Consider the following 13833-nt stretch of genomic DNA (forward strand, 5'->3'; position numbering starts at 1 on the left):
GGGAGAGTTAACATGGGCAAGATTATCGGTATCGACCTGGGGACCACCAACTCGTGCGTCTCCGTGCTGGAAAACGGCAAGGCCAAAGTTATTGAAAACGCCGAAGGCGCGCGTACCACGCCGTCGATCATCGCGTACGCCAACGATGGCGAAATTCTGGTTGGCCAGTCGGCCAAGCGTCAGGCAGTGACCAACCCGCACAACACTCTGTATGCGGTGAAGCGTCTGATCGGTCGCAAGTTCGACGAAGAAGTCGTTCAGAAAGACATCAAGATGGTGCCTTACAAAATCGCCAAGGCTGACAACGGCGACGCCTGGGTCGAAGTGAACGGCCAGAAGATGGCGCCGCCACAGATCTCGGCTGAAATCCTGAAGAAAATGAAGAAAACCGCCGAAGATTACCTCGGCGAAGCGGTGACTGAAGCCGTTATTACCGTTCCTGCCTATTTCAACGACAGCCAGCGCCAGGCGACCAAAGACGCCGGCCGCATCGCGGGCCTGGACGTAAAACGCATCATCAACGAACCTACCGCGGCTGCCCTGGCCTACGGCATGGACAAGGCCAAGGGCGATCATACCGTGATCGTTTATGACCTGGGCGGCGGTACTTTCGACGTCTCCGTGATCGAAATCGCTGAAGTCGATGGCGAGCACCAGTTCGAAGTATTGGCAACCAACGGTGACACGTTCCTGGGTGGTGAAGACTTCGACATCCGCCTGATCGACTACCTCGTTGATGAGTTCAAGAAAGAAAGCGGCATGAACCTCAAGGGTGACCCGCTGGCGATGCAGCGCCTGAAAGAAGCCGCTGAAAAAGCCAAGATCGAACTGTCCTCGAGCCAGTCGACCGATGTGAACCTGCCGTACATCACTGCAGACGCCACCGGTCCGAAGCACCTGAACGTAAAAATCTCCCGCGCCAAGCTTGAAGCGCTGGTGGAAGACCTGGTTCAGCGCACCATCGAACCTTGCCGCATCGCGATGAAAGACGCCGGTATCGACGTTGGTTCGATCAACGACGTGATCCTGGTGGGCGGTCAGACCCGTATGCCGCTGGTGCAGAAGCTGGTGACCGATTTCTTCGGTAAAGAAGCACGTAAAGACGTGAACCCGGACGAAGCCGTGGCCATGGGTGCTGCCATCCAGGGCGCCGTTCTGGCCGGTGATGTGAAGGACGTTCTGCTGCTCGACGTCAGCCCGCTGACCCTGGGTATCGAAACCATGGGTGGCGTGATGACCGCGCTGATCGAGAAGAACACCACGATTCCTACCAAGAAATCCCAAGTGTTCTCGACGGCCGACGACAACCAGAGCGCCGTGACCATCCATGTGCTGCAAGGTGAGCGCAAGCAGGCTGCCCAGAACAAGTCCCTGGGCAAGTTCGACCTGGCCGAGATTCCGCCAGCGCCACGTGGCGTTCCGCAAATCGAAGTGACCTTCGACATCGACGCCAACGGCATCCTGCACGTCGGCGCGAAAGACAAGGCCACCGGCAAGACCCAGTCGATCGTGATCAAGGCCAACTCCGGTCTGTCCGAGGAAGAAATTCAGCAAATGGTTCGCGATGCTGAAGTCAACGCCGAGGAAGACCGCAAGTTCGAAGAGCTGGCCAGTGCCCGCAACCAGGGTGATGCCCTGGTGCACTCGACTCGCAAGATGATCGCTGATGCTGGCGAAAAAGTGACTGCAGAAGAGAAGACTGCCATCGAAGCGGCCGTGGTTGCCCTGGAAGCCGCCGTCAAAGGCGACGACAAGGCTGCCATCGAAGCGAAGATCGAGGAGCTCTCCAAGGTCTCCGCGCCAGTGGCCCAGAAGATGTATGCCGAACAGGCTCAGCCCGCTGAAGGCGCCGCGCAACCGGGCGAATCAGCCGAAAAAGCCGACGATGTCGTCGACGCAGAGTTCGAAGAAGTGAAAGACCACAAGTAATCGCTTGTTGGTCGGCCGGTTGACTGCGTTTGTGCGGTGGCTGGTAGGATGTCGCCGCGCGGGAGCTTGCTCCCGCGTTGGCGTGTCTGGAACCCATGAATTTTTACAGCATGCGACAGCGTTCGGATGCTGGTGGCGTGTCGGGAAAGCTCCTGCTTTTCGTGTAAGGCCTGAGATCTGGACCACTGAATCGATGTGGTTGGGTCCGTGCCTGTAGGGGCTCAACGAGTTGGGCGAGGCTCAGGAGAGCTTTGCCGGACGTCCTATAAGAGTGCAAAGACTAATGGCAAAGCGTGATTTCTACGAAGTATTGGGTGTCGAGCGGGGAGCCAGCGAGGCGGATCTGAAAAAGGCCTACCGTCGCCTGGCGATGAAGCACCACCCGGACCGTAATCCCGGCGATAAAGCGTCGGAAGAGCTGTTCAAGGAAGCCAACGAGGCTTACGAAGTACTCTCCGATTCCAGCAAACGTGCGGCTTACGATCAATACGGGCATGCCGGTGTCGACCCGAGCATGGGGGGCGGCGGTCCCGGTTTCGGCGGCCAGAACTTCTCCGATATCTTCGGCGACGTGTTCAGCGATTTCTTCGGTGGCGGTCGCGGCGGTGCTCGCGGTGGCGCCCAGCGTGGCAGCGATTTGCGCTACACGCTGGAGTTGAACCTGGAAGAAGCGGTGCGTGGTACCACCGTCAATATCCGCGTGCCGACGCTGGTCAATTGCAAGCCGTGTGATGGTTCGGGTGCCAAGAAGGGCTCCTCGCCTGTCACTTGCCCGACCTGCGGTGGTATCGGTCAGGTTCGCATGCAGCAAGGCTTCTTCTCGGTGCAGCAGACCTGCCCGCGTTGCCATGGCCAGGGCAAGATCATTTCCGACCCCTGCGATTCCTGTCATGGCGAAGGACGTGTCGAAGAGTACAAGACGCTGTCGGTCAAGGTGCCGGCCGGTGTCGACACGGGTGACCGTATTCGTCTGTCCGGCGAAGGCGAGGCGGGTGCCCAGGGTGGCCCGACCGGCGACCTGTATGTGGTGATCAACGTGCGCGAGCACGCGATCTTCCAGCGCGACGGCAAGCATCTGTTCTGCGAAGTGCCTATCAGCTTCGTCGATGCAGCCCTGGGTGGCGAACTGGAGATCCCCACCCTCGACGGTCGCGTCAAGCTGAAAATCCCCGAGGGTACGCAAACCGGCAAGCAGTTCCGGATCCGCGGCAAGGGTGTTGCGCCCGTGCGCGGCGGTGGTGCGGGCGACCTGATGTGTCGTGTGGCTGTGGAAACGCCGGTCAACCTGAGTCGGCGCCAGCGTGAGTTGCTGGAGGAGTTCCGCAGTTCGTTGGAAGGTGACAACAGCCACTCTCCGAAAACCACTGGTTGGTTCGAAGGCGTGAAGCGCTTCTTCGGCGATCTTTAAGGAGGTCGCATGCGACGTATAGCTGTGATGGGCGCCGCTGGGCGCATGGGCAAGGCGTTGGTGGAGGCGGTGCAGCAGCGCTCGCCGCTCTCCGGTCTGACGGCTGCCATCGTACGGCCCGACAGCACGCTGGTCGGCGCTGATGCAGGTGAGCTGGCATCGCTGGGTCGCATTGGTGTCCCGATGTCTGGTGGCCTGGAAAAAGTGCTCGACGAGTTCGATGTCCTGATCGATTTCACATTGCCGGAAGTGATGCTGAAAAACCTCGCCATCTGCCGCAAGAACGGCAAGGCCATGGTCATCGGTACCACCGGGCTGGACGCTGCTCAAAAGCAGTTGCTGGCCGATGCAGGCAAGGACATACCGATCGTGTTCGCGGCGAATTTCAGCGTGGGTGTGAACCTGTCGCTGAAATTGCTGGACCTGACCGCCCGGGTTCTGGGGGATGACGCCGACATCGAGATCATCGAGGCGCATCACCGGCACAAGATCGACGCGCCTTCGGGAACTGCCTTGCGCATGGGTGAAGTGATTGCCGACGCGCTGGGGCGCGACCTGCGGGCCGTGGCCGTGTACGGGCGCGAGGGGCATACCGGCGCCCGTGAGCGGGAGACCATTGGTTTCGCCACGGTGCGCGGCGGTGATGTGGTGGGGGATCATACGGTGCTGTTCGCCACCGAGGGCGAGCGCCTGGAGATCACTCACAAGGCGTCCAGCCGGATGACGTTCGCCAAGGGGGCTGTCCGGGCCGCGCTTTGGCTGGATGGTCGCGAGCCTGGTTTGTACGATATGCAGGACGTACTCGACCTGCGTTGATGTCCATGAGAGCGGGGTTCAGGTTATACTGCGCCCCGTTTTACACCGCTTCGCGACGCCCTGTCGCATTCCCCTGCCTTTAAGGCTCATTAGCGGTGGACCAAAAAAGCCTTTTTCTGTAAGCTACAGCTTTAGTGTGTCCACTAAAAGCGCGCAGAATAATTCAGTGAAAAAAGCGGGGTGACGTGTCCATACGTCACTCCGCTTTTTTACAACCTGCGATTGCCCTTTCAGGCTTTATTTACGGGAGGTCTTCTTGACTAAGCCAGCCATACTCGCCCTTGCTGATGGCAGCATTTTTCGCGGCGAAGCCATTGGAGCCGACGGTCAGACCGTTGGTGAGGTGGTGTTTAACACCGCAATGACCGGCTATCAGGAAATTCTTACCGATCCTTCCTACGCCCAGCAAATCGTTACCCTGACTTACCCGCACATCGGCAACACCGGCACTACGCCGGAAGATGCCGAGTCCGATCGCGTCTGGTCTGCCGGCCTGGTCATCCGTGACCTGCCGCTGGTTGCGAGCAACTGGCGTAACACGATGTCCTTGTCCGATTACCTGAAAACCAACAATGTCGTGGCGATCGCAGGGATCGACACCCGTCGCCTGACCCGTATCCTGCGGGAGAAGGGCGCGCAGAACGGCTGCATCATGGCCGGCGACAATATCTCCGAAGAAGCCGCCATCGCCGCTGCTCAGGGGTTCCCGGGGCTCAAGGGCATGGACCTGGCGAAAGTCGTCAGCACCAAGAAGCAGTACGAGTGGCGTTCCTCGGTCTGGAACCTGAAGACCGACAGCCATCCGACGATCGAAGCGTCCGAGCTGCCGTATCACGTGGTTGCCTACGACTACGGTATCAAGCTGAACATCCTGCGCATGCTGGTCGAACGCGGTTGCCGCGTGACCGTGGTGCCGGCGCAAACCCCGGCGGCTGACGTACTGGCCCTCAACCCCGATGGCGTGTTCCTGTCCAACGGCCCGGGTGACCCTGAGCCTTGCGACTACGCGATCCAGGCGATCAAGGATGTGCTGGAAACCGAGATCCCGGTGTTCGGCATTTGCCTCGGTCACCAGCTACTGGCCCTGGCGTCGGGCGCCAAGACCCTGAAAATGGGTCATGGTCACCACGGTGCCAACCACCCGGTCCAGGACCTGGACACCGGTGTGGTGATGATTACCAGCCAGAACCACGGCTTTGCTGTGGATGAAGCGACCCTGCCGGCCAACGTGCGGGCGACCCACAAGTCGCTGTTCGACGGTACGCTGCAAGGCATCGAGCGCACCGACAAGAGCGCGTTCAGCTTCCAGGGCCACCCTGAGGCGAGCCCGGGCCCGAACGATGTGGCGCCGCTGTTCGATCGCTTCATCAATGAGATGGCCAAGCGACGCTGACCGCGTGAAGCCCGAGGGCGGCCCCGAGTGCGGTGGCCCCCTGGGGCGCTTCAAAGATTGTTCGACGGCCTAGCCGACAGACCTGCGGATTTGAGTGACAAACCCATGCCAAAACGTACAGACATAAAAAGCATCCTGATTCTCGGCGCTGGCCCGATCGTGATCGGCCAGGCCTGCGAATTCGACTACTCCGGCGCCCAGGCCTGCAAGGCCCTGCGCGAAGAGGGCTATCGCGTCATCCTGGTGAACTCCAACCCAGCCACCATCATGACCGACCCGGCCATGGCCGACGCCACCTACATCGAGCCGATCAAGTGGCAGACCGTTGCCAAGATCATCGAGAAAGAGCGTCCTGATGCACTGTTGCCGACCATGGGTGGCCAGACGGCGCTGAACTGCGCCCTGGACCTGGAGCGCGAAGGCGTCCTGGAAAAATTCGGTGTGGAAATGATCGGCGCCAACGCCGACACCATCGACAAGGCCGAAGATCGTTCGCGCTTTGACAAGGCGATGAAGGCCATCGGCCTGGAATGCCCGCGCTCGGGTATCGCCCACAGCATGGAAGAGGCCAACGCGGTCCTCGAGAAGCTGGGCTTCCCGTGCATCATTCGTCCGTCCTTCACCATGGGCGGTACCGGTGGTGGCATCGCCTACAACCGCGAAGAGTTCGAAGAAATCTGCGCCCGTGGCCTGGACCTGTCGCCGACCAAGGAACTGCTGATCGACGAATCCCTGATCGGTTGGAAAGAATACGAAATGGAAGTTGTCCGTGACAAAAAGGACAACTGCATCATCGTCTGCTCCATCGAGAACTTCGACCCGATGGGTGTGCACACCGGCGACTCGATCACCGTCGCACCGGCCCAGACCCTGACCGACAAGGAATACCAGATCCTGCGTAACGCCTCCCTGGCGGTATTGCGTGAGATCGGCGTGGAAACCGGCGGCTCCAACGTCCAGTTCGGCATCTGCCCGGATACTGGTCGCATGGTGGTCATCGAGATGAACCCGCGGGTTTCCCGCTCGTCGGCCCTGGCTTCGAAAGCCACCGGTTTCCCGATTGCCAAGGTCGCTGCCAAGCTGGCCGTGGGTTATACCCTGGACGAGCTGTCGAACGACATCACCGGCGGCAAGACCCCGGCGTCCTTCGAACCGTCAATCGACTACGTCGTCACCAAGCTGCCACGCTTTGCCTTTGAAAAATTCGCCAAGGCCGACGCCCGCCTGACCACCCAGATGAAGTCGGTCGGTGAAGTCATGGCCATCGGCCGGACCTTCCAGGAATCCCTGCAGAAAGCCCTTCGCGGTCTGGAAGTGGGTGTCTGCGGCCTCGATCCGAAGCTGGACCTGAGCAACCCGGAAAGCATGAGCGAGCTCAAGCGCGAGCTGACCGTGCCGGGCGCCGAGCGTATCTGGTACGTGGCCGATGCCTTCCGTGCCGGCATGACCGTGGAGCAGATCTTCGGCATGAACATGATCGACCCTTGGTTCCTGGTACAGATCGAAGATCTGATCAAGGAAGAGGAGAAGGTCAAGACCCTGGGCATGTCCAGCATCGACCGCGACATGATGTTCCGCCTCAAGCGCAAGGGCTTCTCCGACCAGCGTCTGGCCAAGTTGCTGGGTGTGACCGAGAAGAGCCTGCGTGCCCATCGTCACAAGCTGGAAGTGTTCCCGGTCTACAAGCGCGTCGACACCTGTGCGGCCGAGTTCGCCACCGACACTGCCTACCTGTACTCCACGTACGAGGAAGAGTGCGAAGCCGCGCCATCGACGCGCGACAAGATCATGATCCTGGGGGGCGGTCCCAACCGCATCGGTCAGGGTATCGAGTTCGACTACTGCTGCGTACACGCCGCACTGGCCCTGCGCGACGACGGGTACGAGACCATCATGGTCAACTGCAACCCGGAAACCGTGTCCACCGACTACGACACCTCCGATCGTCTGTACTTCGAGCCGGTGACCCTGGAAGACGTGCTGGAAATCGTCCGTGTCGAGAAGCCCAAAGGCGTGATCGTCCAGTACGGCGGCCAGACTCCATTGAAACTGGCTCGCGCCCTGGAAGCCGCTGGCGTACCGATCATTGGTACCAGCCCGGATGCCATCGACCGCGCCGAAGACCGTGAGCGCTTCCAACAAATGGTCGAGCGCCTGAACCTGCGTCAGCCGCCAAACGCCACTGTGCGCAGCGAAGACGAAGCGATTCGTGCCGCCGCCAAGATCGGTTATCCGTTGGTGGTGCGTCCGTCCTATGTACTGGGCGGCCGTGCGATGGAAATCGTTTACCAGGAAGAAGAACTCAAGCGCTACCTGCGTGAAGCGGTCCAGGTGTCCAACGACAGCCCGGTGCTGCTGGATCACTTCCTCAACTGCGCCATCGAGATGGACGTGGATGCGGTCTGCGACGGCAAGGACGTGGTGATCGGCGCGATCATGCAGCACATCGAGCAGGCCGGTGTTCACTCCGGTGACTCCGCGTGCTCGCTGCCGCCTTACTCGCTGCCGGCGCACATCCAGGACGAGATGCGTGAGCAGGTCAAGAAAATGGCCCTGGAGCTGGGTGTGGTCGGCCTGATGAACGTGCAGCTGGCGCTTCAGGGCGAAGACATCTACGTCATCGAAGTGAACCCGCGCGCTTCCCGGACCGTGCCGTTCGTCTCCAAGTGCATCGGTGTTTCCCTGGCAATGATCGCGGCCCGCGTCATGGCCGGCAAGACCCTGGCGGAGCTGAACTTCACCAAGGAGATCATTCCGAACTTCTACAGCGTGAAAGAAGCGGTGTTCCCGTTCGCCAAGTTCCCTGGCGTCGACCCGATTCTCGGCCCGGAAATGAAGTCCACCGGTGAAGTGATGGGTGTTGGCGATACCTTTGGCGAAGCTTTCGCCAAAGCCCAGATGGGCGCCAGCGAAGTCCTGCCGACAGGCGGCACGGCGTTTATCAGCGTACGTGATGACGACAAGCCACTGGTTGCAGGCGTGGCTCGTGATCTGATCAACTTGGGCTTCGAAGTGGTCGCCACTGCCGGTACCGCCAAGCTGATCGAGGCGGCGGGCCTGAAAGTGCGTCGCGTGAACAAGGTGACCGAAGGGCGCCCGCATGTGGTCGACATGATCAAGAATGACGAGGTCACGCTGATCATCAACACCACTGAAGGCCGTCAGTCGATCGCTGACTCCTATTCCATTCGTCGCAATGCGCTGCAGCACAAGATTTATTGCACCACCACCATTGCTGCGGGCGAAGCGATCTGCGAAGCGCTCAAGTTCGGTCCCGAGAAGACCGTCCGTCGCTTGCAGGATCTACATGCAGGATTGAAGGCATGAGCATAACCAAGTACCCGATGACTGTTCAGGGCGCGAAGGCCCTGGAAGAAGAGCACGCTTTCCTGACCAAGGTCGAGCGCCCGCGCTTGAGCCAGGCCATTGGTGAAGCGCGTGAACTGGGCGATCTCAAGGAAAACGCCGAATACCATGCCGCTCGTGAAGAGCAGGGCATGGTCGAGGCGCGGGTGCGTGACATTGAAGGTCGCATGCAGAACGCAGTGATCATTGACGTCACCACCATCCCCCACACCGGCAAGGTGATCTTCGGCACCACCGTGGAAATCGCCAACGTCGAGACGGATGAAAGCGTCACTTACCAGATCGTGGGTGAGGATGAAGCTGACATCAAGCTGGGCAAGATTTCCGTCGGTTCACCGATTGCTCGTGCCTTGATTGCCAAGGAAGAGGGTGATGTGGTGGCAGTGAAAACGCCCGGTGGCGTCATCGAGTATGAGATTGTCGAAGTCCGCCACGTCTGAACGAAGGCGCCCGCTGCGTGCGGGTGCCATGCTCTGGCAACTTGCCCAGATGCTATGGGTCGGTGGCCTTTGGCTGCTGCATATCGGCCTGCTGCCGGTGCTGGGGCGTATCGGCCTGGCACCGCTGCTGATCGATGAAATTGTGGGCATGCTGACGGCGCTGATGGTGGCGTTTTCAGCGGTCTGTGTGATATTCCAGGTTTTGGTGCTGATTCAGGCCGAGGGCCGTGCCAGCCTATGGCGTGACATTCGTGGGCAATTGCTGCTCATGTCGTTGTATGCCTGTGGAATGTTTCTGGCGGTGAGTCTCGGCTGGCCGGACGCGAGTCAGTGGCGGGTGTTCAGCTACGTGGTGCTGGGGCTTTCCGGGTTGGTGCTGGTGTTGCAGCCGGTACCGGGATGGAGTGGCAGGGTGCGCGAAGCGCACCCTTGACCCTTTGGCATTATTTGAAGCGGTGAACGTTCGACAGTTGCTTGTTGACGCTGAAATTCTTGCGATAAAGCAATGCCATCTTACCGATGACCTGTACCAGATCCGCCTTGCCGGTCTTGCACAGTTCTGCAATGGCAGCCAGGCGGGCTTCGCGGTCGAGGATGTTGAGCTTGATCTTGATCAGCTCGTGATCGCTCAATGCGCGCTCCAGCTCGGCCAGTACACCTTCAGTCAAGCCGTTGTCCGCCACAATCAGAACCGGTTTCAGGTGGTGGCCAATGGATTTGTATTGTTTCTTCTGCTCTTGAGTGAGCGGCATAATCTGACCCCTGCGTCTGATCTTGTAAAAAAGCGGCGGCCAGTTTACCCGAGCGAGTCCGGGACCGCCCACTTAATCACGACCCGTTTTATGTAGAGGTGGCCTGTGGCCCGTTCCAAGACTAGCCTGAACTGGCTCAAAGAGCATTTCAACGATCCATACGTCAAGATGGCGCAGAAGGACGGCTATCGTTCTCGTGCCAGCTATAAATTGCTGGAGATCCAGGAAAAGGATCGATTGATCCGTCCCGGCATGACCGTGATCGATCTCGGCGCTGCGCCGGGCGGGTGGTCCCAGGTGACCAGTCGTCTGATCGGTGGTCAAGGTCGTTTGATTGCTTCCGACATCCTGGAAATGGACAGCATCCCTGATGTGACCTTCATCCAGGGCGATTTCACGGAAGACGCCGTCCTGGCAAAAATTCTGGAGGCCGTCGGAAATACGCAGGTTGACCTTGTGATTTCCGATATGGCCCCCAATATGAGTGGATTAGCGGCTGTCGACATGCCTCGTGCAATGTTTCTCAGCGAACTGGCCCTGGATCTTGCCGGGCGGGTTCTGCGTCCAGGCGGTGATTTCCTGATCAAGGTCTTCCAGGGGGAAGGCTTCGACGAATACCACAAGGGCATCCGCAAGCTGTTCGACAAGGTGCAGATGCGCAAGCCTTTGTCGTCCCGTGACCGCTCCCGCGAGCAATATCTGTTGGCGCGCGGCTTTCGCGGAGGGGAAGGATCGAGCAGTGATGAGCGTCTTTGAAAGACGTCGATAGTTTTTTTTGTTTCGCCTTGCAAACGCCGCGTAATGACAATGGCGCGGCCAGGTTTCACAAAGGGTTACAGACGGCGCCTGCCAGAGTCGTAGGTAATGTAGTAAGTTAGGCCGGTGAATATCATGCGAAGCTCGCGCCAATAGCGGAGCCAGCTTCAGAGGGTAGTTAATTGAACGATATGGCAAAGAATCTGATCCTGTGGTTGATCATCGCCGCTGTCCTTGTGACCGTGATGAACAACTTCTCCAGCCCTAACGAGCCGCAGACCCTCAACTATTCCGACTTCATTCAGCAGGTCAAGGATGGCAAGGTCGAACGCGTTGCGGTCGATGGCTATGTCATCACCGGCAAGCGTACCGATGGCGACAACTTCAAGACCATTCGTCCGGCTATCCAGGACAATGGCCTGATCGGCGACCTGGTGGACAACCATGTCGTGGTCGAAGGCAAGCAGCCTGAGCAACAAAGCATCTGGACCCAGCTCCTTGTGGCCAGCTTCCCGATCCTGGTGATCATCGCGGTGTTCATGTTCTTCATGCGCCAGATGCAGGGTGGCGCCGGCGGCAAGGGCGGCCCGATGAGTTTTGGCAAGAGCAAGGCAAGACTGCTTTCCGAAGACCAGGTGAAAACAACCCTGGCAGACGTTGCAGGTTGCGACGAAGCCAAGGAAGAAGTGGGCGAACTGGTCGAATTTCTGCGCGACCCGGGTAAATTCCAGCGCTTGGGCGGTCGTATTCCTCGTGGCGTGCTGATGGTTGGCCCGCCGGGTACCGGTAAGACCTTGCTGGCCAAGGCTATCGCTGGCGAAGCCAAGGTGCCGTTTTTCACGATTTCCGGTTCCGACTTCGTTGAAATGTTCGTTGGCGTGGGTGCCAGCCGTGTTCGTGACATGTTCGAGCAGGCCAAGAAACACGCGCCATGCATTATCTTCATCGACGAAATCGACGCCGTTGGTCGCCACCGTGGCGCCGGCATGGGCGGCGGCCATGATGAGCGTGAGCAGACCCTCAACCAGTTGCTGGTGGAGATGGACGGTTTCGAAATGAATGACGGCATCATCGTCATCGCTGCCACCAACCGTCCTGACGTGCTCGACCCTGCGCTGCTGCGTCCGGGCCGTTTCGACCGGCAGGTCGTGGTGGGTCTGCCGGACATCCGCGGTCGTGAGCAGATTCTCAAGGTCCACATGCGTAAAGTGCCAATGGGCGACGATGTGGCTGCGGCGGTAATCGCCCGTGGTACACCGGGCTTCTCTGGTGCTGACCTGGCCAACCTGGTCAACGAAGCGTCGCTGTTCGCTGCGCGTGCCGGCAAGCGCGTCGTGGAGATGAAAGAGTTCGAATTGGCTAAAGACAAGATCATGATGGGCGCCGAGCGCAAATCCATGGTCATGTCGGAAAAAGAAAAGCAGAACACGGCTTACCACGAGGCGGGGCACGCCATCGTTGGTCGTGTCGTGCCGGAGCATGATCCGGTCTACAAGGTGTCGATCATTCCGCGCGGTCGTGCGCTGGGTGTGACCATGTTCCTGCCGGAAGAAGACCGCTACAGCTTGTCCAAGCGTGCGCTGATCAGTCAGATCTGCTCGCTTTATGGTGGCCGTATCGCTGAAGAGATGACGTTGGGCTTCGACGGTGTAACCACCGGCGCATCGAATGACATCATGCGCGCCAGCCAGATCGCGCGGAACATGGTGACCAAGTGGGGGCTTTCCGAGAAACTCGGGCCGCTGATGTATGCCGAAGAAGAAGGCGAAGTGTTCCTGGGGCGTGGGGGCGGCGGCCAGCATGCAAGCTTCTCCGGTGAGACGGCCAAGCTGATCGACTCCGAAGTGCGCAGTATCATCGACCAGTGCTATGGCACCGCGAAGCAGATCCTCACGGACAATCGTGACAAGCTCGACGCCATGGCGGATGCCTTGATGAAGTATGAAACCATCGACGCCGAACAGATCGATGACATCATGTCGGGCCGTCCGCCTCGTGAGCCGCGGGATTGGACGGGTGGTACGGGCACTCCTGGCACGCCTCCGGCGGTGCAGGGCGAGCGTCCGGAAACACCGATCGGCGGTCCGGCTGCTGATGTCTAAGGCTTGAAATGACTTCTGTTCAGTCCTCGACCCGGTTGCCTTGTGGCAACCGGGTTCTTGATTTGGCCCATGTACATGTCATGGGTATTCTCAATGTCACTCCCGATTCCTTTTCCGACGGCGGCCGGTTTGGTCAGCTCGATGCTGCGCTGCGGCACGCCGAGGCCATGGTCGCGGCTGGCGCAACGTTGATCGATGTCGGCGGCGAGTCGACCCGGCCGGGCGCGCGGGCTGTCTCGCCTGTCGAGGAGCTGGAAAGAGTGGCGCCGGTTGTCGAGCGTATACACCGCGAACTGGATGTCATAATCTCGGTCGATACGTCCACGCCGGCGGTCATGCGTGAGACGGCTCGGTTGGGAGCGGGTTTGATCAACGATGTCCGCTCCCTGCAGCGCGATGGAGCCCTGGATGCCGCAGCGGCTACCGGGTTGCCGGTGTGTCTGATGCATATGCTCGGTGAGCCGGGAACCATGCAGGACAACCCGCACTACGGCGATGTGACCCTGGAGGTCGGCGAGTTCCTGGTCGAGCGCATGAGCCAGTGTGCGCTGGCGGGCATTCCCGCCGAGCGGGTGGTGCTGGATCCCGGTTTCGGCTTTGCCAAGACCCTGGATCATAATCTGAGCCTGTTCAAGCATATGGAAGCCTTGCATTCCCTGGGTCGGCCGCTGTTGGTCGGCGTTTCGCGAAAAAGCATGATAGGCAATGCCTTGGGTCGTCCGGTGGGCGAGCGGCTGTTCGGCGGTCTCGCTCTTGCGGCCCTGGCCATTACAAAAGGTGCGCGCATATTGCGGGTGCACGATGTGGCCGAAACGATGGATGTCGTGCGGATGATCGCTGCTGTGGATTCAGCCGAATAAGAATGACGGAG

At 59.7% G+C, this 13833-nt stretch carries 11 protein-coding genes; 10 read left to right on the forward strand and 1 reads right to left on the reverse strand.

Annotated features, from left to right (window positions below):
* The first annotated feature begins 12 nt into the window (after positions 1 to 12).
* The 7 genes from dnaK (at position 13) to QZH45_RS05120 (ending at position 9785) form a co-directional block, all read left to right on the forward strand.
* A complete protein-coding gene (dnaK, locus tag QZH45_RS05090; protein ID WP_024779958.1) occupies positions 13 to 1929 on the forward strand; it encodes a molecular chaperone DnaK in 1917 nt (638 codons plus the stop codon).
* A gap of 283 nt (positions 1930 to 2212) precedes the next feature.
* Positions 2213 to 3337 carry a molecular chaperone DnaJ gene (gene dnaJ, locus QZH45_RS05095; RefSeq protein WP_033034781.1) on the forward strand — a complete coding sequence of 375 codons (1125 nt, stop codon included), beginning with the start codon at positions 2213 to 2215 and terminating at the stop codon, positions 3335 to 3337.
* Between the two features lie 9 nt (positions 3338 to 3346).
* Positions 3347 to 4153 carry a 4-hydroxy-tetrahydrodipicolinate reductase gene (dapB, locus tag QZH45_RS05100; protein WP_055135537.1) on the forward strand — a complete coding sequence of 269 codons (807 nt, stop codon included), beginning with the start codon at positions 3347 to 3349 and terminating at the stop codon, positions 4151 to 4153.
* A gap of 256 nt (positions 4154 to 4409) precedes the next feature.
* Complete coding sequence (carA, locus tag QZH45_RS05105) at positions 4410 to 5546, forward strand: glutamine-hydrolyzing carbamoyl-phosphate synthase small subunit (protein ID WP_024779956.1); 1137 nt, start codon at positions 4410 to 4412, stop codon at positions 5544 to 5546.
* 105 nt (positions 5547 to 5651) lie between these two features.
* On the forward strand, positions 5652 to 8873 hold the full coding sequence (carB, locus tag QZH45_RS05110; RefSeq protein WP_024779955.1) for a carbamoyl-phosphate synthase large subunit: 3222 nt from the start codon (positions 5652 to 5654) through the stop codon (positions 8871 to 8873).
* Between the two features lie 2 nt (positions 8874 to 8875).
* Positions 8876 to 9352, forward strand: coding sequence for a transcription elongation factor GreA (greA, locus tag QZH45_RS05115; RefSeq protein ID WP_024779954.1), 477 nt, complete (start codon positions 8876 to 8878; stop codon positions 9350 to 9352).
* 28 nt (positions 9353 to 9380) lie between these two features.
* Positions 9381 to 9785 (forward strand): hypothetical protein, encoded by a 405-nt coding sequence (locus tag QZH45_RS05120; protein ID WP_024779953.1) that lies wholly within the window; start codon positions 9381 to 9383, stop codon positions 9783 to 9785.
* Between the two features lie 10 nt (positions 9786 to 9795).
* Here the strand turns inward: QZH45_RS05120 and QZH45_RS05125 are convergent, their stop codons facing one another.
* Positions 9796 to 10104 carry a YhbY family RNA-binding protein gene (locus QZH45_RS05125; protein ID WP_024779952.1) on the reverse strand — a complete coding sequence of 103 codons (309 nt, stop codon included), beginning with the start codon at positions 10102 to 10104 and terminating at the stop codon, positions 9796 to 9798.
* 105 nt (positions 10105 to 10209) lie between these two features.
* On the opposite strand from QZH45_RS05125, the gene rlmE reads away from it, so the two are divergent.
* From rlmE to folP, 3 genes are all read left to right on the forward strand, one after another.
* Entirely contained in the window at positions 10210 to 10860 is a 651-nt protein-coding gene (rlmE, locus tag QZH45_RS05130) for a 23S rRNA (uridine(2552)-2'-O)-methyltransferase RlmE (RefSeq protein WP_024779951.1), read from the forward strand.
* 191 nt (positions 10861 to 11051) lie between these two features.
* The gene (ftsH, locus tag QZH45_RS05135; RefSeq protein ID WP_024779950.1) at positions 11052 to 12962 is read left to right on the forward strand and encodes an ATP-dependent zinc metalloprotease FtsH; all 1911 of its coding nucleotides are present in this window, start codon (positions 11052 to 11054) and stop codon (positions 12960 to 12962) included.
* Between the two features lie 8 nt (positions 12963 to 12970).
* Positions 12971 to 13822, forward strand: a complete 852-nt coding sequence (folP, locus tag QZH45_RS05140; protein ID WP_024779949.1) for a dihydropteroate synthase — start codon at positions 12971 to 12973, stop codon at positions 13820 to 13822.
* Positions 13823 to 13833 lie beyond the last annotated feature (11 nt).

It is taken from the genome of Pseudomonas corrugata (genome assembly GCF_050920615.1).
GTDB classification, from domain to species: Bacteria; Pseudomonadota; Gammaproteobacteria; order Pseudomonadales; family Pseudomonadaceae; genus Aquipseudomonas; species Aquipseudomonas corrugata.